Below are 18,111 nucleotides of genomic sequence, written 5' to 3'. Positions count from 1 at the left end.
AAGTACGTATTCTGGGCGCCTTTCTACAGACTTTTCAGCGAGTAACTGCAATGCGCCTGGCTTTATTCGACTTGGACAACACGCTTTTGGGCGGCGACAGCGACCACGCCTGGGGCGATTACCTGTGCGAACGCGGCTTTCTCGATGCCGTGACGTACAAGACACGCAACGACGAGTTCTATCAGGATTACCTCGCGGGCAAGCTGGATAACGCCGAGTACCTGAACTTTTGCCTGGAAATCCTCGGCCGCACCGAGATGGCCACCCTGGATCAATGGCATCTGGACTACATGCGCGACTGCATCGAACCGATCGTGTTGCCCAAGGCCCTGGCCCTGCTGGCCAAGCACCGCGAAGCCGGCGACAAACTGGTGATCATCACTGCCACCAACCGCTTCGTTACCGGGCCGATTGCCCGGCGCCTGGGCGTCGACACCCTGATCGCCACCGAGTGCGAAATGATCGAAGGCCGCTACACCGGGCGCAGCACCGACATTCCGTGCTTCCGTGAAGGCAAGGTCACGCGCTTGAGTCGCTGGCTGGAAGAGACCGGGCATTCGCTGGAAGACAGCTATTTCTATAGCGACTCGATGAATGATTTGCCGTTGCTGGAGCAGGTGACGCATCCGGTCGCGGTGGACCCTGATCCGAATCTGCGTGCCGAAGCCGAGAAGCGCGGTTGGCCGGTGATGACTCTGCGCGACTGATATCGCCTTCGCGGCCTCGCTCCTACAGGATTTGTGTTGCGCGCCGGAAATGGACACGGCGCATAAACCGCAGGAGCGAGCGGTGCGACGATTCGACTTGTCCGCGAATGGCTCGACGCGGTCCAGCGCCTTAAACCGGTTTCGCGCCCATCAAACCCGCAATCGCGATCAAGCAGACAAAACTGAACAACGCCAAGGCAAAGGTAAATTTCCCCACGCCACCCGGCGCCTTGCGCAGCTTGTTCAGCCGCACCAGCAGCCAGAACCACGCCAGCGCCGCCACGGTGTAAAGCACGCTCGACGCCAGAATCCAGGTCTGCCCCAGCGGCCAGCCCACCAGATGCACCATCCACCAACCGGTGAACGGCATACTCAGCAAGGCCAGGCCCATCAGCAGCCAGACGAACACCCGTGGCCGTTGCAGCGTGCGACTGCCCGCCGTGGCATCACCCTTACGCCGCGCAAGCCCGACCCAGATCGCCAGGCCCAATGCGCTGGCCAGCAGCAACACCGTCGCCACCACATGCGCCACTTTGAGGGCGGTTAATGTTTCCATGGTTCGATTTCCTTATGACGTGCCCATCAGCGTAGCCGCTCAGCCGAGAAACAGTTTGTAGGCCGGGTTGTCGCTTTCATCCCAGTACGGGTAGCCGATTTCTTCCAGCGCTGCGGGCACCAGATGACGTTCGTCGTGGGGCACTTGCAGGCCGGCGACTACCCGGCCATCCGCCGCGCCGTGGTTGCGGTAGTGGAACATCGAGATGTTCCAGCGCCCGCCGAGTTTGTTGAGGAAGTTGAACAGCGCTCCCGGACGTTCCGGGAACTCAAAGCGCAGCACCACTTCATCGACAACCTGGGCCGCACGACCACCGACCATATGGCGGATGTGCAGCTTGGCCAGTTCGTTGTCGGTCAGGTCCAACACCGGGAAGCCCTGTTCGCTCAGGCTGGTGATCAACGCGCTGCGCGGATCGGTGTCCGGGTGCGTCTGTACGCCAACGAAGATGTGCGCTTCGCTGCCGGTGTTGTAGCGGTAGTTGAATTCGGTGATCTGGCGTTTGCCGACGGCTTCGCAGAAGGCCTTGAAGCTGCCCGGTTTCTCGGGGATGGTCACGGCGATGATGGCTTCGCGGCCCTCGCCCAGCTCGGCGCGCTCGGCAACGTGGCGCAGGCGGTCGAAGTTGACGTTGGCGCCGGAGTCGATGGCCACGAACGTGTGCCCGGTGACGCCGCGTTGCTCGACGTACTTCTTGATCCCGGCCACGCCCAGGGCGCCGGCAGGTTCGGTGATCGAGCGGGTATCGTCGTAGATGTCCTTGATCGCCGCGCAGATTTCATCGGTGCTGACGGTGATCACTTCATCGACATAGTGTTTGCAGATATCAAAGGTGTGCTGGCCAATCTGCGCCACGGCCACGCCGTCGGCGAAGATGCCCACGGTCGGCAGAATCACCCGTTCGCCAGCGGCCATGGCGGCTTGCAGGCAGTTGGAGTCGTCCGGTTCGACGCCGATGATCTTGATTTCCGGACGCAGGTATTTCACATAAGCCGCAATGCCGGCGATCAGGCCGCCGCCGCCCACCGGGACGAAAATCGCGTCGAGACGGCCCGGGTGCTGGCGCAGAATCTCCATCGCCACTGTGCCCTGCCCGGCAATGGTGTGGGGATCGTCGTAGGGGTGGATGTAGACGTAGCCTTTTTCGTCGACCAGTTTCAGCGAGTAGGCCAGGGCTTCCGGGAACGAATCGCCGTGCAACACCACTTTGCCGCCACGGGAACGCACGCCTTCGACTTTGATTTCCGGGGTGGTCTTGGGCATCACGATGGTGGCTTTCACGCCCAACACCTTGGCCGCCAGGGCCAGGCCTTGAGCATGGTTGCCCGCCGATGCGGTAACCACGCCGCGCGCACGTTCTTCATCGCTCAGCTGCGTCAGCTTGTTGTAAGCGCCGCGAATCTTGAACGAGAACACGGGCTGCAAGTCTTCGCGCTTGAGCCAAATATTATTGCCCAGCCGCTCGGAGAGCTGGCGAGCAGTCTGCAATGGGGTTTCTACGGCAACGTCATAAACGCGCGAGGTGAGGATCTTCTTGACGTACTGTTCGAGCATCGGAAAGCATCACTGAGCGGGTTGGGCAGGGCCAAGGAGTCTAACCCGGCTTTCGCCTGAGCGACCACACTAAACGGGTGGTTTTACCTCTCCTGAACGGATCTCGGACCTGTAGGAGCGAGGCTTGCCCGCGAAAGCGATCTTACTGCCAACATTTATGCTGGATGTGACGGCCTCTTCGCGGGCAAGCCTCGCTCCTACAGGTAACCGTCGCGGCCTGCCAATCGGCCAATGACCTTCCCCGCCCCGAAGCCTATAATGCCGGCCTTTCCGTTCTCCCCTTGCCCGCTTCGGAGCCCGCATGACCCAGGATCAACTCAAACAGGCAGTGGCCCAGGCCGCCGTCGACTTCATCCTCCCGAAACTCGACGACAAGAGCGTCGTCGGTGTCGGCACCGGCTCCACCGCCAACTGCTTCATCGATGCACTGGCCAAGCACAAGGGTGCGTTCGATGGCGCGGTCGCCAGCTCCGAAGCCACCGCCGCGCGCCTCAAGGGCCACGGTATTCCGGTGTATGAGCTGAATACGGTCAGCGACCTGGAGTTCTACGTCGACGGTGCCGACGAAAGCGACGAGCACCTGAACCTGATCAAGGGCGGCGGTGCCGCCCTGACCCGCGAGAAGATCGTTGCGGCCGTGGCCAAGACCTTCATCTGCATCGCCGATGGCAGCAAACTGGTGCCGGTGCTCGGCGCGTTCCCGCTGCCGGTGGAAGTCATCCCGATGGCCCGCAGCCACGTGGCCCGCGAGCTGGTGAAACTGGGCGGCGACCCGGTTTACCGCGAAGGCGTGCTGACCGACAACGGCAACATCATCCTCGACGTGTTCAACATGCAGATCACCAACCCGGTGGAGCTGGAGACGCAGATCAATGCGATCGTCGGCGTGGTTACCAATGGCCTGTTCGCGGCGCGTCCGGCGGATTTGCTGTTGTTGGGTACCCCTGAAGGCGTAAAAACCCTCAAGGCCTGACGCGTTACCCTGCAGGAGCGAAGCTTGCTCGCGAAGAGGCCGTAACATTCAATATCTCAGTCGACTGTTATGGCCCCTTCGCGAGCAAGCTTCGCTCCTACAGGGGATTGTGGTGACTGTCAGGGCTGTGCAGGTTTTTTGAAGGTGTAGAACAGGTTTGGTTCGCTGACCAGGTACAAGGTGCCTTCATCGTCCATGGCGATGCCTTCCGCTTGCGGCACGGTCTTTTTCAGGCCCTGACGCCCGCTATTTAATGACATCGTGCTCAACGGTCGCCCATCCACATCCAGCTCGATAATCAGCCGCGATTCATCGGACAGCGCCATCAAGTGGCCGCTGCGTTCGTCGTATTGCAGGCTCGACAGGTCGCGCACGAACATCCCGGCATCGCGTTTGGGGTTGTTGACCACGTGCACGGCGTAGGACTTCTCCGGGTTGTAATGCGGGAAGCCCTGCACTTCGTAGATCAGCATCGGGTCGCGTTCCTTGGCGACAAACAGGCGCTTGCCCACCGAGTCATACGCCAACCCTTCGAAACCCTTGTTGCCGCTCATGTGCACACCAAGCGTCATCTGCTCGGCGTCCGCGGCGTCGAGGAACGTGGTGTCTTTCTCCAGGTGAATCTTGATCAGGCGCTGCTGGCGTTCGTCGGTGACCACGTAGGTGTCGGCGCTGATGAACTCCACCGCCTCCGGGTCGCCAAAACCAATCAGCGCGATACGCCGCAGGATCTTGCCGTCCAGGGACAGCTCGATCAGCTCGGCGTTTTTGTTGGTCACCGTGAACAGGCTGTGGCGCACCGGATCGTAGGTCAGCGCCGAGACGTCATCGTCCAGCCCTTCGATCACTTGCGCCTCGATCTCGACCCGATACTGATCCAGGCCAATGGCCTCGGCATTCATCGGCTGCCAGAGCGTGTGCACATTGAACCAGGCGCGCTCGAACAGACGCAGGTACTGGCCGACCGCGACCAGCACGATCAGCGCAATCACCGACAGGATCAGAATCAGGGGTTTGGGGCGGGCAAGTCGACGCATTCAGGCAAGCTCGAAATCAGGGCGGGCGGATGAAATACCACGGCTGACTGAATCCAAACTTAATGGCCTATGGCCGCGGCCCCGCAGGTTTACCTTAACCGGCGACCGCGCGCCACCCCGCATCTGTAGGCTATTTCTGTTTTTCGAAGCGATAAAACAGATTCGGCTCGCTGACCATGTACAGCGTGCCCGCTTCGTCCATGGTTACGCCTTCGGCGCGGGGGATGGTCTTTTTCAGACCGTTGAAGCCGCCGAGCAGAGTCATGAAGCTGACCTGCTCGCCCTTCTCGTCCAGCTCCAGCAGCAGGTGCGAGTCGGCGGACAGCGCCAGCGTATGGCCGGTGCGCGGGTCAATGGCCAGGGCCGACAGGTTGCGGATATCCAGTTCGTTGCTGGCCAGTTTCTGTTTATCGCCGGTGAGGGTCTGGCTGCCGTCGCTTTTCCAGCTGAACAGCTGCGGCGGGCGCTCTTCGCCCAGCAACAGTTGCTGATTGCGCGGGTCCCAGACGATGGCTTCGAACGCCTTGTTCTGGTCTTTCGACGGGCCCAGGTCGTATTTCGGGAAGTCTTCGCGATGCAATTCGCGGGTGTTGGCATCGACCTTGATGATCGACAACATGTGCTCGCGCTCATCGGTAATGGCGATCAAGCCATTGCCCATGGTCGTCACGCCTTCCGGATTGGTCCAGCCCACCAGTGGCATCTTGCGCAGCACATCGCCCTGCAGGGTCAGTTCGACCAGGAACGGGTTCTTGCCCATCACCGAGAACAGGGTTTTGGTCTGCGGGTCGTAGGACAGGTCCGAGGCTTCGTCCTTTTCCATGCCCGGCAGCAGTTTGGCGTCGATCACCGCCCGGTAATCCGGGAGCCAGACACTCTGTTGGCGCTCGGCCGGGCTTTCAAAACGCTCCATCAGCCAAAGCGCACCGCGGTCGTCCCAATGCATCGCAAACGCCAGGCCATAACCCGCTGCAACGGCCAGCAACAACCAGTAATACCAGCGCATGAGGAATCGTGGACGACGAGGAGTTGGCAGGGTCGGGAGCGGTGGTGTGGCCATCAGGGGATGCGTTCCAGAAATTCAGGCTAAAGGTAATAGCACAATCGGGCAGGCTCAGACGCCAGGAACCGAGGAATTATCCAGAAGGGATGTGAAAAAAACGGGAAATGGCGGGAAAGCCCTGCGCCTGATCGTTCCCTCGCACTGCGCGGGAATGCCGCCATGGACGCTCCGCGTCCGCTTCGAATGTGACGCGGAGCATCACGGGATGCATTCCCACGCAGAGCGTGGGAACGATCATGCGTAGATCAGCGAACGCTGCTGTTGAAGCTGCTGACACCCGGCAATTCCAGCACCAGTTCGTCACCGACATTCAGCGGGCCGACCCCCACCGGCGTACCGGTGAGGATCACGTCGCCGGCCTGCAGCGAGAAGCAGCCGGCCATGTACTGGATCATCGGCACGATCGGGTTGAGCATGTCCTTGCTGTTGCCATCCTGGCGCACTTCGCCATTGATGGTCAGGCGGATGCCGATGTCGGTCAGGTCGGCGAAGCTGCCCGCGGACACGAACGGGGCAAGCACCGCCGCGCCATCGAAGGACTTGGCAATTTCCCAGGGCAGGCCCTTGGATTTCAGCTCGGCCTGTTTGTCGCGCAGGGTCAGGTCCAGGGCCGGGGCGAAACCGGAGATGGCGTCGAGCACTTCTTCACGGCTCGGTTTGGTCGACAGCGGCTTGCCGATCAACACGGCGATTTCCGCTTCGTAGTGCACCGAACCGCGCTCGGTCGGAATGGCAAAACCGCCTTCCAGCGGCACCACGCAACTGCCCGGCTTGATGAACAGCAGCGGCTCGGTAGGCACCGGGTTGTCCAGTTCCTTGGCGTGTTCGGCATAGTTACGGCCGATGCACACCACTTTCCCCAGCGGGAAGTGAATACGCGTACCGTCGACATACTGGTGCTGATAGCTCATTACCGACTCCTGCTCGTTGATTCAAACAGCAAAAATTTTGCCCGGGTTCATGATGCCGTTCGGGTCGAACACCGCTTTCACGGCTTTCATGTACTCGATCTCAACCGGGGAACGGCTGTAGGTCAAGTAGTCGCGCTTGGTCATGCCCACGCCGTGTTCGGCGGAAATCGAGCCGTTGTACTTCTCGACGGTTTCGAACACCCACTTGTTCACGGTCGCGCACTTGGCAAAGAACTCGTCCTTGCTCAGGTTTTCCGGCTTGAGGATGTTCAAGTGCAGGTTGCCGTCGCCGATGTGGCCGAACCAGACGATTTCGAAGTCCGGGTAGTGTTCACCGACAATCGCGTCGATTTCCTTCAGGAACGCCGGGACTTTCGAGACGGTAACCGAGATGTCGTTCTTGTACGGCGTCCAGTGGGAGATGGTCTCGGAGATGTACTCGCGCAGCTTCCACAGGTTCTGCAACTGGGTTTCGCTCTGGCTCATCACACCGTCCAGCACCCAGCCTTGCTCGACGCAGTGCTCGAAGGTTTCCAGGGCGTGGTTGGCCACTTCTTCGGTGGTCGCTTCGAATTCCAGCAACGCGTAGAACGGGCAATCGGTTTCGAACGGCGCCGGCACGTCACCGCGCCCCATGACCTTGGCCAGGGCTTTGTCGGAGAAGAATTCGAACGCGGTCAGGTCGAGTTTGCTCTGGAACGCATGCAATACCGGCATGATCGAGTCGAAATCGGCGGTGCCGAGGACCATGGCGGTGAGGTTTTTCGGCGCCCGGTCCAGGCGCATGGTCGCTTCGACCACGAAACCGAGGGTGCCTTCAGCGCCGATGAACAACTGACGCAGGTCGTAGCCGGTGGCGTTCTTGATCAGGTCGCGGTTCAGCTCCAACAGATCGCCCTTGCCGGTGACGACTTTCATGCCAGCCACCCAGTTACGGGTCATGCCATAGCGAATCACCTTGATCCCGCCGGCATTGGTGCCGATATTGCCGCCAATCTGGCTCGAACCTGCGGACGCGAAATCCACCGGGTAGTACAGGCCTTTTTCTTCAGCGACGTTCTGCAGATGCTCGGTGACCACGCCTGGCTGACAAACGGCGGTGCGGTCGGTGAGGTTCACGTCGAGGATCTGGTTCATGTAATCGAACGAGACGACCACTTCGCCATTCGCGGCCACCGCAGCAGCGGAAAGCCCGGTGCGACCGCCGGACGGTACCAGCGCCACTTTGTGCTCATTAGCCCAGCGCACAATGGCCTGGACTTGTTCGGTGGTCTTGGGAAACACGATGGCCGTCGGGGCCGGGGCGAAATGCTTGGTCCAATCCTTGCCATAAGCATTGAGGGAGTCGGCATCGGTCAGGACCTTGCCAGGCTCAACCAGGGTCTTCAGCTCTTCAATCAGGGCAGGATTGGTCATCGACAGAACTCTCGAACAATTCATGGTCATCCTGAGAACGCTTCACGTCGCAGGAATGAGTGTTTAGCGGGGTGCGTATGCTAGCATACCGACCCCGCAGGGTAGTGCCCAACGGCTATTCTGCGGTGATGGCATTGTTGCCGTCCGGGTCAGCATCTGTTGACCATTTCCTGCCATTTTTCTCCGGGATACAGGTTTACGCAGATGAGCAAGACTTCTCTCGATAAGAGCAAGATCAAGTTCCTTCTTCTCGAAGGCGTCCACCAATCGGCTGTCGACGTTCTCAAGTCGGCTGGCTACACCAGCATCGAGTACCTCACCGGTTCTCTGCCGGAAGCCCAGTTGAAGGAAAAGATCGCTGATGCGCACTTCATCGGCATTCGCTCCCGCACTCAACTGACCGAAGAGATCTTCGATCACGCGAAGAAGCTGGTCGCTGTCGGCTGTTTCTGCATCGGCACCAACCAGGTTGACCTGAACGCTGCCCGCGAACGCGGTATCGCCGTGTTCAACGCGCCGTATTCCAACACCCGCTCCGTGGCCGAGCTGGTGCTGGCCGAAGCGATCCTGTTGCTGCGCGGCATCCCTGAGAAGAACGCTTCCTGCCACCGTGGCGGCTGGATCAAGAGCGCGGCCAACTCCTTCGAGATTCGCGGCAAGAAGCTCGGCATCGTCGGTTACGGCTCGATCGGTACTCAGCTGTCGGTCCTGGCTGAAGGCCTGGGCATGCAGGTGTTCTTCTACGACACCGTGACCAAGCTGCCGTTGGGCAACGCGACTCAGGTCGGCAAACTGACCGACCTGCTGGCCATGTCCGACATCGTCACCCTGCACGTTCCGGAAACCGCCGCCACCCAGTGGATGATCGGCGAGAAGGAAATCCGCGCCATCAAGAAGGGCGGCATCCTGATCAACGCCGCGCGCGGCACTGTGGTTGAGTTGCAAGCCCTGGCAGACGCGATCAAGGACAAGCACCTGATCGGCGCGGCCATCGACGTGTTCCCGGTGGAGCCGCGCTCCAACGACGAAGAGTTCGAAAGCCCGCTGCGTGGCCTGGACAACGTGATACTGACCCCGCACATCGGTGGTTCCACCGCTGAAGCGCAAGCCAACATCGGTCTGGAAGTGGCGGAAAAACTGGTCAAGTACAGCGACAACGGCACGTCCGTATCGTCGGTAAACTTCCCGGAAGTGGCCCTGCCGGCTCACCCTGGCAAGCACCGTTTGCTGCACATCCACGAGAACATCCCGGGTGTGATGAGCGAGATCAACAAGGTCTTCGCCGAAAACGGTATCAACATTTCCGGTCAGTTCCTGCAGACCAACGAGAAAGTCGGCTACGTCGTGATCGACGTCGATGCCGATTACTCGGAAATCGCCCAGGAGAAACTGCAGCACATCAACGGCACCATTCGTTGCCGGGTCTTGTTCTAAGACAGTGGCAAGCGGCAAGCTTCAAGCGGCAAGTTGAGTTCGCTTTTGCTTTGACTTGAGGCTTATAGCTTGAAGCTTGCAGCTATAAAAAAAGGGAGCCCCCAAAAGGGGCTCCCTTTTTTTATTTCACATTGACGGTGATCTTTTTCGACACGATGGGCGGATCGAAGGCCATATGGTTCTTGTCGCCTAATTCCAACTGCAAGGTGTGCTTGCCAGGTGTCAGCGTCAGCTCGGTTTCGGTTTGCGCCTTGCCAAAATGAACGTGATTGGCATCTGCCGGGATGACTGCGCCTGCAGCCACAACATCCTTGGCATCGATCAGCAAATGGTGGTGGCCGGTGTTCTTGGTGGTATCGCCCGCAGGCGCCAGCGCAACATTCTCGACAGCGAATTTAACCTTGAAGGTTTTCTGGACAGTCCCACCATCTTCAGGAGAAACGATGGACACTTCCGCACCTTTAGGGGCCGGGGTAGCAGCGCTGGCGAGCACCGACACACCCATCAACAGGCCAGCCAATGCTGCTCGTGACATAAACGTTTTCATTCTCTTCTCCAGTTTTTCCGTAAAATCCGCGTGACCGTATCTAACTTCACGGCCATTCGTTGTCGAAGGCACTCGACAACCATAGCAAAGCGCGCCTGAATCAGAGCGTCGCAATAATGAATTCAAAGGAGTGACCATGCGTTTCTTGCCTGGCCTGATCTGCCTGCTACCCCTTTTGAGCCCTTTGGCTCATGCCGAACTGATTGACGATGTATTCGACCGTGGCGAATTGCGCATTGCTCTTGAGGCTAATACACCGCCATTCAATTTCAAGGACGACGGCAAACTGACCGGGTTCGAAGTCGAGTTGGGTCAGCTGCTGGCCAATGAACTGGATGTGCGCGCCGACTTCGTCGTGACCGATGCCGCCGATCTGCTGCCAGGTGTTGAAACCGGCAAGTACGACGTCGCCATCAACCACATAGCAATGACCGCGGATCTGAAGGATCGTTTCGACTTCAGCGCGCCTTACAGCCACACCGATGCGCAATTGATCGCGCAGAAAGAAGAGCAGCCACAGTCGATGTTGCTGGTGCAGACGTTGAAGGAAGCGGTGCCGAAAGCCAGCGAGCCGGTGAGCCTGGCGATTCCGTTCCAGAAAGGTAACCCGGCATTCCACGCCAGCCTCGATAACGCGTTGCAGCGGATCAAGGCGGATGGTCGGCTGGAGGCGTTGACGCAGAAGTGGTTTGGGGCGGATACGAGTGTCGAGGCCAAGCCCTGATTTCAGGCTCGCCCCTTAAAGGTTGGTCTAAGTCGTCAGTCTTGTGTGAGCAAAGCGGCGGCTTCGGCCAATTCCAGTTCGCTGAACACTTGAACGCCATGGCGCTTGAGCAATGCCGCCGTCACCCCTTCGCCACTGACTTTCACGCCGCTGAAAGTCCCGTCATAGGTCAGCAAATTCCCGCAAGACGGACTGTTGGCCTTCAACACCGCAATCCGGATGCCGTGCTTTTGCACCAACTCCAGCGCTTGATAAGCCCCCGACAGAAACTCGGCACTGACGTCTTCACCTTCAGTGGTCATCACCGACGCATGCCCATCCAGCACCTCACCACCCTGCCCACCCGGAATCTCTGCCGCCGCCCTCGGTGTCGGCAACCCTCCGGCCACTTCCGGGCACAACGGCACCACCCGGCCCTCGGCGATCCATTGGTCCAATAGATCAAACGGCCCACTCGCCCCGCCGTCGTAACGCACGCGATGGCCCAGCAGGCAGCGGCTTACCAGAATTTTTTGCATGATCAGAACGGCTCGTTACCGCGACGGCGGAACCAACCGGTCAATGACAGGCGATCCCGGGTCGCGGGCAGGACTTCGTGGGGCACCTCGCCCGACAGGAACACCACCAGGCAGCCGCCGGTGGGCACCACATTGTGTTCAATGCCACCGTCCAGGTACATGCGCAGTTCGCCGCCGTGTTCCGGCAGCCAGGCATCGTTGAGGTAGATCACCGCCGAGACCATGCGCCGGTCATCGTCGCGAAAACGGTCCACGTGCTTGAGGTAGAACGCGCCGGGCGGGTACAGGGCGAAATGGCTTTCGAAATCTTCCAGGCCGAGGAACAGGCCACGATTCATCGCCTCGCGCAGGCTGTCCATCAAGCTCAGATAACTGTCGCAGGCCTCTGTCTCGCCGGGTTCGAGCCACTGGATGTGATCACCACGGATTCCTTCGCGAATCTCCGACGTCGGTCCGCGCCCCACCGCCGCCGGGGCCAGTTCACCTTCGGCCGCACGTTTACGGCACTCAGCCGCCAACGCTCGGGTCAGATCCAGAGGCAGGAAAATATTCTGCTGCGACCAGCCCCGTTCGGCCAGGTCGTCGACGATACGTAACAGCAGCGGGTGATCAGAGGGTATTTGCATGGCGCGCATAGTATTCCTGTGCCTGCAAATCCGACAGAGCCGCGCGGCGGGCTGATACGAATTCTCGACAAGTTCCTGTACCGCACGGAGAATAGTCGCCTGCCGACAGGAGTCCCTATGCGCCGTTTGCTTTTTTCACTGTTGATGCTCTGTGTTTTGCCCGCCTGGGCAGACGGCCACGACCAGTTGTACAAGGTCGCCGGTTGGCCAGACCAACGTGCGCATTTTAACGACGCCCTCTCGGCCGCCCAGCAGCGCTACCAGAACAGCCTGCCGCCCGCCGTCTTCCAAGCGTTGGTCAACAACAGCAACCAGCGCTTCGCCCCCCAGGCCATGGACCAGCGCGCCGAAGCGCAACTGCGCAAGACCCTCGCCGACCCGAAACCGGCCCTGGCGTTTTTCCAGACCCCGCTGGGCAAGAAGGTCGTCGCCGCCGAGTTGCTGGCGACCCGACGCGATCAACTGGCGAAAAACGCCAAGGGCTTGCCCAAGATTGAGGCCAGTGACACGCGCCTGCTGATCATCGGCCACCTGGCCCAGGCCCTGCCCGCCCGCGAGGCCGGTGCCGAAGTCACCCTGGCGATTGCCGGGGTCGCGGCGGACAGCTTGAGCTCGATGATCCCGGGCCTGCTCGGCGGCGGTCAGGCCCCCGGGATGTTGAATGGTCAGCGCCAGCGGCTGATGGATCAGATCGGCGCCGATCTGAACAACACGCTGCTCTACGTCTATCGCGACTTGTCGGATAACGAACTGGAAGAGTTTGCGACCTTTGCCGAGTCGGATGAGGGCAAGGCGTATTACCAGGCGGCGTTGGCGGCGATTCGGGCGGGGTTGGCGGTGGGGCAGTAGGATTTTCGCCGCCCGGAAGATTGCCTTCGCTGTAGGAACGAGGCTTGCCCGGGAAGAGGCCGGAACGACCGCTAGAGATTCCGCCCCTTGATCCGCTTCGTCAGAAACCCGAAATACTCCTCCCGAAACGCCACCGTCTCATTCGCCAAATGATGCCGCGCCTCCGGCAGCATCAACACCTGCGGCCGATCGAACTTGGCCTTCAACACCTCCAGGTTGTGCTCCCAATCCACGGTCATGTCTGCCTGCCCCTGCACAATCAGTGGCCGCCGCGGACTGTTCGTCGACGCCTCGATACGTTTGATCCAGCGTTTCAGCGCACCGACCCACGCGGTCGGCAAACGCAGCGGCTGCAACGGGTCGGCTTGCAGGAAGGGCAGGAACGCCGGGTCATTGGAGTTCTCGCTGAAGCGCCGGGCGATGCCGTTGACGAAGGGTTTGAGCAGGTAATAACTCAACTGCGACCAGCCCCAGGCCCGTGGTCGTACCAGCGGCGACAGCAGGATCACCTGACCTTGCGCCGGGCTCTCCGCGCCCTGACTCAGCACATGATCGATCACAATCGCCCCGCCGGTGCTCTGTCCGAACAAGTGCCACGGCTGTGGTAATTCCAGGGACCGCGCTTCGGTGAACAAGCCTTGCAAGGTGTCCTGATACTCGGCGAAATCCTTGATGCTCGCGCGCTCGCCACTGGACAGGCCATGCCCCGGCAAGTCGCAGGCAATCACCGCGAACCCCTGATCCAGCGCCCACTCGATCACATGCCGATACAGCCCCGTGTGATCGTAGAAACCGTGAAACAGGAACATCGTCGCCTTCGCCCGCTCCGGCCACCAGACCTGGCTGACCACTTCATAACCATCGACCTGAAACCGCCCCAGACCACGGCGCAGCGTGCGCCCCGGCAAATCCAGCCCATAGAACGCTTGATAGGCCAGGCCCTCCGTCGACAGCGGCTGCCAATCAGCCAATGGCCGCAGGCTGGCGCGCAAATGATCGGGGTCGAAAGTAGCAAGCATGGGTAATTCCAGAACGCGAAACAGACTTTATGGGCCTGCGATATTCATCTGTCGCGGCAAGCATGGCAAGCTGGGCGACCTTCGAGGATTGAAACCCATGCGTTCGGCCTACCGCACCACACTGCTTGCCAGCCTGCTCGCCCTTGTGTGCGCCGGCGTGCTGTGGGCCGCTTACGACTGGTTTCAGGGGCGCTACCTGCGGGCATTCAGCGAGCACACCGCGGTGTTTTCCGGCGATCCGTTGCGCCTGCCCGACGACCTCGCCGGCCCCGGTGCCATCCGCCTGGTGCATTTCTGGGACCCGGCCTGCCCGTGCAACGTCGGCAACCAACAACACCTCACCGAACTCGTCGAGCTGTATGTACCCCAGGGCGTCGAGTTTTACGCAGTCCAAAAACCCGGTAGCCACGGCCAGTTGCCCAGCACCTTGAGCCGCCTGAAAACCATCACCGTGCTGCCCGGTTCCGAGCAGATCCCCGCCAGCCCGGCGGTGGCGATCTGGGACCGCGCCGGCAAACTCGCGTATTTCGGCCCTTACAGCGAAGGCCTGACCTGCAATTCGAGCAACAGCTTTATCGAGCCGATCCTGCAAGCACTGAACGAAGGCCGCACAGTCAACGCCACCCACACCCTGGCGGTGGGTTGCTACTGCCCGTGGCCGGTGGAAGTGAAATAAGGCATTGCGGACAATTCGAGGACGGTGGTGCCCGGCACGGAAGGTCTGTGCTACATGTTTGCAGCCCACACGGGTGGCAACCGAAAAGAACAAGGAGTCACCATGAAACGCGTCCTGACCGTACTCGCCTTGCTGCTCGTCGCCCTCGCCATCGGGGTTGGCGGCTACGTCTACAGCAAGCAGCCGACGCGCCAGGGCCAGGTGACGTTGAACAATCTTCAGGGCTCGGTGACCGTGCGCTATGACGAGCGCGGTGTGCCGCATATCCGCGCCGAAAACGAAACCGACCTCTACCGCGCCCTCGGCTACGTGCACGCCCAGGACCGCTTGTTTCAGATGGAAGCCATGCGTCGCCTCGCCCGAGGTGAACTGGCGGAAGTCCTCGGGCCGAAACTGGTGGACACCGACAAACTGTTCCGCAGCCTGCGCATCCGCGAGCGCGCCGAGAGTTATGTGGCCGCGCTCGATCGGCAGTCACCGGCGTGGAAGGCCCTGCAAGCCTACCTGGACGGGATCAACCAATATCAGGACACCCACGCCGCGCCCGTTGAGTTTGACGTGCTGGGGATCCACAAGCGCCCCTTCACCGCCGAAGACACCATCAGCGTCGCCGGCTACATGGCCTACAGCTTTGCCGCGGCGTTTCGCACCGAACCGTTGCTGACCTTCGTGCGCGATGAGCTCGGCCCCGAGTACCTGAACATCTTCGACCTCGACTGGCAGCCCAAAGGCGTGCTGGTCAAGGCACGCAGCAAACAGGGCCCGGCCCTGGCCGCCGGCGACTGGCAAGACCTGAACGCCCTCGCCCGTTTGAGCGAACAAGCCCTGGCCGACAATGGCCTGCCGCAGTTCGAAGGCAGCAACGCCTGGGCCATCTCCGGCAACCGCAGCAAAAGCGGCAAGCCACTGCTGGCCGGTGATCCGCATATTCGCTTCTCGGTGCCGTCGGTGTGGTACGAGGCGCAACTGTCGGCGCCGGGCTTCGAACTGTACGGCCATCATCAGGCGCTGGTGCCGTTTGCCTTTCTCGGCCACAACCTGGATTTCGGCTGGAGCCTGACCATGTTCCAGAACGACGACCTGGATTTGATCGCCGAGAAGGTCAACCCGGACAACCCGAATCAGGTCTGGTATCGCGGCAAATGGGTGGACATGGTCAAGACCGAGCAGCAGATCGCGGTGAAGGGCCAGGCGCCGGTGACGCTGACCCTGCGCCAGTCGCCCCACGGCCCGATCATCAACGACGCCCTCGGCCCCGCCGCCGGCAAGACCCCGGTGGCGATGTGGTGGGCGTTCCTCGAAACGCCGAACCCGATTCTCGAAGGTTTCTACCAGCTCAATCGCGCCGACACCCTGGCCAAGGCCCGCGCCGCCGCTGCCAAGGTGCAGGCGCCAGGATTGAACATCGTGTATGCCAACGCCAAGGGCGACATCGGCTGGTGGGCCTCGGCGTTGCTGCCCAAGCGTGCGGCTGGAGTGAAGCCCGGCTTCATCCTCGACGGCAGCACTAATCAACCGGACAAGGAAGGCTTCTACCCCTTCAGCGCCAATCCCCAGGAAGAGAACCCGGCACGGGGCTATATCGTCTCGGCCAACTTCCAGCCGGTTTCGCCGACCGGGATGGAGATTCCCGGTTACTACAACCTTTCGGATCGCGGTCAGCAGCTCAATCGCCAGCTCAGCGACAAGAGCGTGAAATGGGACAACGACGCCAACCAGAAGCTGCAACTGGGCACCACCACCGCTTACGGCCCGCGCCTGCTCGCGCCATTGCTGCCGGTGCTGCGTGACGTGGTGAGCGACCCGGCCGAACTCAAACTGGTGGAGCAACTGGCTCAGTGGCCAGGCGATTACCCGCTCAGTTCGATCAGCGCCACGGTGTTCAACCAGTTCCTGTTCAACCTGACCGACGCGACGCTGCACGATGAGTTGGGCAACGACTTCTTTGAAACCCTGCTCTCGACCCGGGTGATCGACGCCGCGCTACCGCGTCTGGCCGCCAGCGCCGATTCGCCGTGGTGGGACAACCGCAACACCCCGGCCAGGGAAACCCGCGCCGACACGGTGAAAGTGGCGTGGCAGGCGAGCATCGCGCACCTCAAGACCGTCCTCGGTCCTGATTTCGCGCAGTGGCAGTGGGGCAAGGTGCACACGCTGACTCACGGTCATCCGCTGGGGGCGCAGAAGCCGTTGGACCGGATCTTCAACGTCGGCCCGTTCGACGCGCCCGGCACCCACGAAGTGCCGAACAACCTCTCGGCCCGAATCGGCCCGGCGCCATGGCCGGTGACGTATGGCCCTTCGACCCGACGCCTGATCGACTTCGCCGACCCGGCCCACAGCCTGACCATCAACCCGGTCGGCCAGAGTGGCGTGCCGTTTGACAGTCACTATGAGGATCAGGCGGAGGCGTATGTCGAGGGGATGTACATGCAGGCGCATTTCAGTGATGAGGAAGTGACGGCGAATACACGGAGTACGTTGAAGCTGTTGCCGGCGCGGTAGATTTTTGGAGGCCGCGAAGAGGCCGTCACTGACACCAAAAATCTAAATCCCGCGCCGCACCCGCCCCGGCGCCTCCCCATAAATCTCCTTGAATTTCTTGCTGAACGCCGCTTGGGACTGATACCCCACCTGCACCGCAATATCACTCAACCCCAGATGCGATTGGCTCAACAAACTGAACGCCAATTCCATCCGCACCTGCGTCAGCAACACCCACGGTGACACCCCGGCCACCTTCACAAACGCGCGCATGAACGTGGCCCGGGACATGCTCGCCGCTTCCGCCAGACTTTCGATGGTCCACTCATGGGCCGGATCGGCCAGCATCGCTTGCCAGGCACGACCCAGGCGTTTGTCGCCGAGCAGCGCCAGGGTGCCGCTGGCCGGGCCCAGCGTCGCCAGGTGCGCCCGCAGCATCAGGGTGAACAACGCCTGGGACAGGGCGTCGAGCAAAAACTTCGCCCCGGCCTGATTGCCCTCCGCCTCCCCGCGCAACACCTGGACCAACGCTGGCAACGGCCCATTCGCCGGCAACGCGCCGCTGGGGATCACCAGATAGTCCGGCAGCGACGCAAACAGCAGCGAGGCGCGGTTGTAGTGAAAGGTCCCGCAGAGCATGTCCAGATCGGCACTGGCGCCACCAATTCGATGCACCGGCAACGCGCCGCCGCGGATGATCTTTTGTGCCGTGGGCGCGACGGTTTTCCCGGGGCTGTGGATCACGTGAGGCGTGCCGCCGGGCAGCAACAGGATGTCGCCCGCGCGCATGGGCAGGCGCTGGCCGTCGGGAAATTCCACGCGGCACTCGCCGGCCAACACGATGTGGTACGGCGCCATGCCCAGCGCTTGCTGCTCGTGGGCCAGGGCCCAGTCGCCCTGGAACTGGCAGCGCAAATCCAGCGTGCCGCGCACGTTGGCCAAAGTGATGAGTTTATCGATCGGATTCATTTGAGCGCATCGAAGAAAGAACTGAGCGGATCGAACAAACCCGAACCG

The 18,111-nt window shown here is 61.1% G+C and carries 18 protein-coding genes; 7 read left to right on the top strand and 11 right to left on the bottom strand.

The features are described 5' to 3' along the window. Nucleotides 1-50: 50 nt before the first annotated feature. Nucleotides 51-707, top strand: a complete 657-nt coding sequence (locus FQ192_RS21180; RefSeq protein ID WP_149660283.1) for an HAD family phosphatase — start codon at nt 51-53, stop codon at nt 705-707. A 130-nt stretch (nt 708-837) separates the two neighbouring features. Here the strand turns inward: FQ192_RS21180 and FQ192_RS21175 are convergent, their stop codons facing one another. Beyond that, nucleotides 838-1,263 carry a DUF2269 family protein gene (locus FQ192_RS21175; RefSeq protein WP_054044514.1) on the bottom strand — a complete coding sequence of 142 codons (426 nt, stop codon included), beginning with the start codon at nt 1,261-1,263 and terminating at the stop codon, nt 838-840. A 39-nt stretch (nt 1,264-1,302) separates the two neighbouring features. Further along, entirely contained in the window at nt 1,303-2,817 is a 1,515-nt protein-coding gene (gene ilvA, locus FQ192_RS21170) for a threonine ammonia-lyase, biosynthetic (RefSeq protein WP_149660282.1), read from the bottom strand. 301 nt (nt 2,818-3,118) lie between these two features. Here ilvA and rpiA point away from each other — a divergent pair, with 301 nt between their 5' ends. Then, nucleotides 3,119-3,790 carry a ribose-5-phosphate isomerase RpiA gene (gene rpiA / locus FQ192_RS21165; protein WP_149660281.1) on the top strand — a complete coding sequence of 224 codons (672 nt, stop codon included), beginning with the start codon at nt 3,119-3,121 and terminating at the stop codon, nt 3,788-3,790. A gap of 119 nt (nt 3,791-3,909) precedes the next feature. On the opposite strand, the gene FQ192_RS21160 is transcribed toward rpiA, so the two are convergent. The 4 genes from FQ192_RS21160 to FQ192_RS21145 form a co-directional block, all read right to left on the bottom strand. Next, on the bottom strand, nt 3,910-4,827 hold the full coding sequence (locus FQ192_RS21160) for an SdiA-regulated domain-containing protein (RefSeq protein ID WP_149660280.1): 918 nt from the start codon (nt 4,825-4,827) through the stop codon (nt 3,910-3,912). Nucleotides 4,828-4,957: 130 nt separating this feature from the next. Beyond that, nucleotides 4,958-5,887, bottom strand: coding sequence for an SdiA-regulated domain-containing protein (locus tag FQ192_RS21155; protein ID WP_149660279.1), 930 nt, complete (start codon nt 5,885-5,887; stop codon nt 4,958-4,960). A 248-nt stretch (nt 5,888-6,135) separates the two neighbouring features. After that, the gene (locus FQ192_RS21150; RefSeq protein WP_149660278.1) at nt 6,136-6,801 is read right to left on the bottom strand and encodes a fumarylacetoacetate hydrolase family protein; all 666 of its coding nucleotides are present in this window, start codon (nt 6,799-6,801) and stop codon (nt 6,136-6,138) included. Nucleotides 6,802-6,822: 21 nt separating this feature from the next. Continuing rightward, entirely contained in the window at nt 6,823-8,217 is a 1,395-nt protein-coding gene (locus FQ192_RS21145; protein ID WP_149660277.1) for an FAD-binding oxidoreductase, read from the bottom strand. A 204-nt stretch (nt 8,218-8,421) separates the two neighbouring features. On the opposite strand from FQ192_RS21145, the gene serA reads away from it, so the two are divergent. Further along, a complete protein-coding gene (gene serA / locus FQ192_RS21135) occupies nt 8,422-9,651 on the top strand; it encodes a phosphoglycerate dehydrogenase (protein WP_123404055.1) in 1,230 nt (409 codons plus the stop codon). A 121-nt stretch (nt 9,652-9,772) separates the two neighbouring features. On the opposite strand, the gene FQ192_RS21130 is transcribed toward serA, so the two are convergent. Then, complete coding sequence (locus tag FQ192_RS21130) at nt 9,773-10,198, bottom strand: DUF4399 domain-containing protein (RefSeq protein ID WP_149660276.1); 426 nt, start codon at nt 10,196-10,198, stop codon at nt 9,773-9,775. Nucleotides 10,199-10,334: 136 nt separating this feature from the next. Here FQ192_RS21130 and FQ192_RS21125 point away from each other — a divergent pair, with 136 nt between their 5' ends. Next, nucleotides 10,335-10,922: a transporter substrate-binding domain-containing protein gene (locus FQ192_RS21125; RefSeq protein WP_149660275.1), complete on the top strand. Its 588-nt coding sequence runs from the start codon at nt 10,335-10,337 to the stop codon at nt 10,920-10,922. A 35-nt stretch (nt 10,923-10,957) separates the two neighbouring features. Here the strand turns inward: FQ192_RS21125 and FQ192_RS21120 are convergent, their stop codons facing one another. Then, the gene (locus FQ192_RS21120; RefSeq protein WP_149660274.1) at nt 10,958-11,440 is read right to left on the bottom strand and encodes a DUF523 domain-containing protein; all 483 of its coding nucleotides are present in this window, start codon (nt 11,438-11,440) and stop codon (nt 10,958-10,960) included. Between the two features lie 2 nt (nt 11,441-11,442). After that, on the bottom strand, nt 11,443-12,075 hold the full coding sequence (locus FQ192_RS21115; RefSeq protein ID WP_149660273.1) for a 2OG-Fe(II) oxygenase: 633 nt from the start codon (nt 12,073-12,075) through the stop codon (nt 11,443-11,445). Between the two features lie 108 nt (nt 12,076-12,183). On the opposite strand from FQ192_RS21115, the gene FQ192_RS21110 reads away from it, so the two are divergent. Continuing rightward, entirely contained in the window at nt 12,184-12,915 is a 732-nt protein-coding gene (locus FQ192_RS21110; protein WP_149660272.1) for a DUF2059 domain-containing protein, read from the top strand. Nucleotides 12,916-12,986: 71 nt separating this feature from the next. Here FQ192_RS21110 and FQ192_RS21105 read toward each other — a convergent pair whose 3' ends face one another. Continuing rightward, on the bottom strand, nt 12,987-13,934 hold the full coding sequence (locus tag FQ192_RS21105) for an alpha/beta hydrolase (RefSeq protein WP_149660271.1): 948 nt from the start codon (nt 13,932-13,934) through the stop codon (nt 12,987-12,989). 97 nt (nt 13,935-14,031) lie between these two features. On the opposite strand from FQ192_RS21105, the gene FQ192_RS21100 reads away from it, so the two are divergent. Together FQ192_RS21100 and FQ192_RS21095 are read left to right on the top strand one after the other, a co-directional pair. Continuing rightward, nucleotides 14,032-14,610, top strand: a complete 579-nt coding sequence (locus FQ192_RS21100; protein WP_149660270.1) for a DUF6436 domain-containing protein — start codon at nt 14,032-14,034, stop codon at nt 14,608-14,610. Between the two features lie 102 nt (nt 14,611-14,712). Continuing rightward, nucleotides 14,713-17,115: a penicillin acylase family protein gene (locus tag FQ192_RS21095; protein WP_149660269.1), complete on the top strand. Its 2,403-nt coding sequence runs from the start codon at nt 14,713-14,715 to the stop codon at nt 17,113-17,115. A 42-nt stretch (nt 17,116-17,157) separates the two neighbouring features. Here FQ192_RS21095 and FQ192_RS21090 read toward each other — a convergent pair whose 3' ends face one another. Then, nucleotides 17,158-18,063 carry an AraC family transcriptional regulator gene (locus FQ192_RS21090; RefSeq protein WP_149660268.1) on the bottom strand — a complete coding sequence of 302 codons (906 nt, stop codon included), beginning with the start codon at nt 18,061-18,063 and terminating at the stop codon, nt 17,158-17,160. Nucleotides 18,064-18,111: the final 48 nt, after the last annotated feature.

Source organism: Pseudomonas sp. ANT_J12 (genome assembly GCF_008370045.1).
In the GTDB taxonomy this organism is placed as follows: domain Bacteria; phylum Pseudomonadota; class Gammaproteobacteria; order Pseudomonadales; family Pseudomonadaceae; genus Aquipseudomonas.
This window is presented reverse-complemented; position numbering and strand designations above follow the sequence as displayed.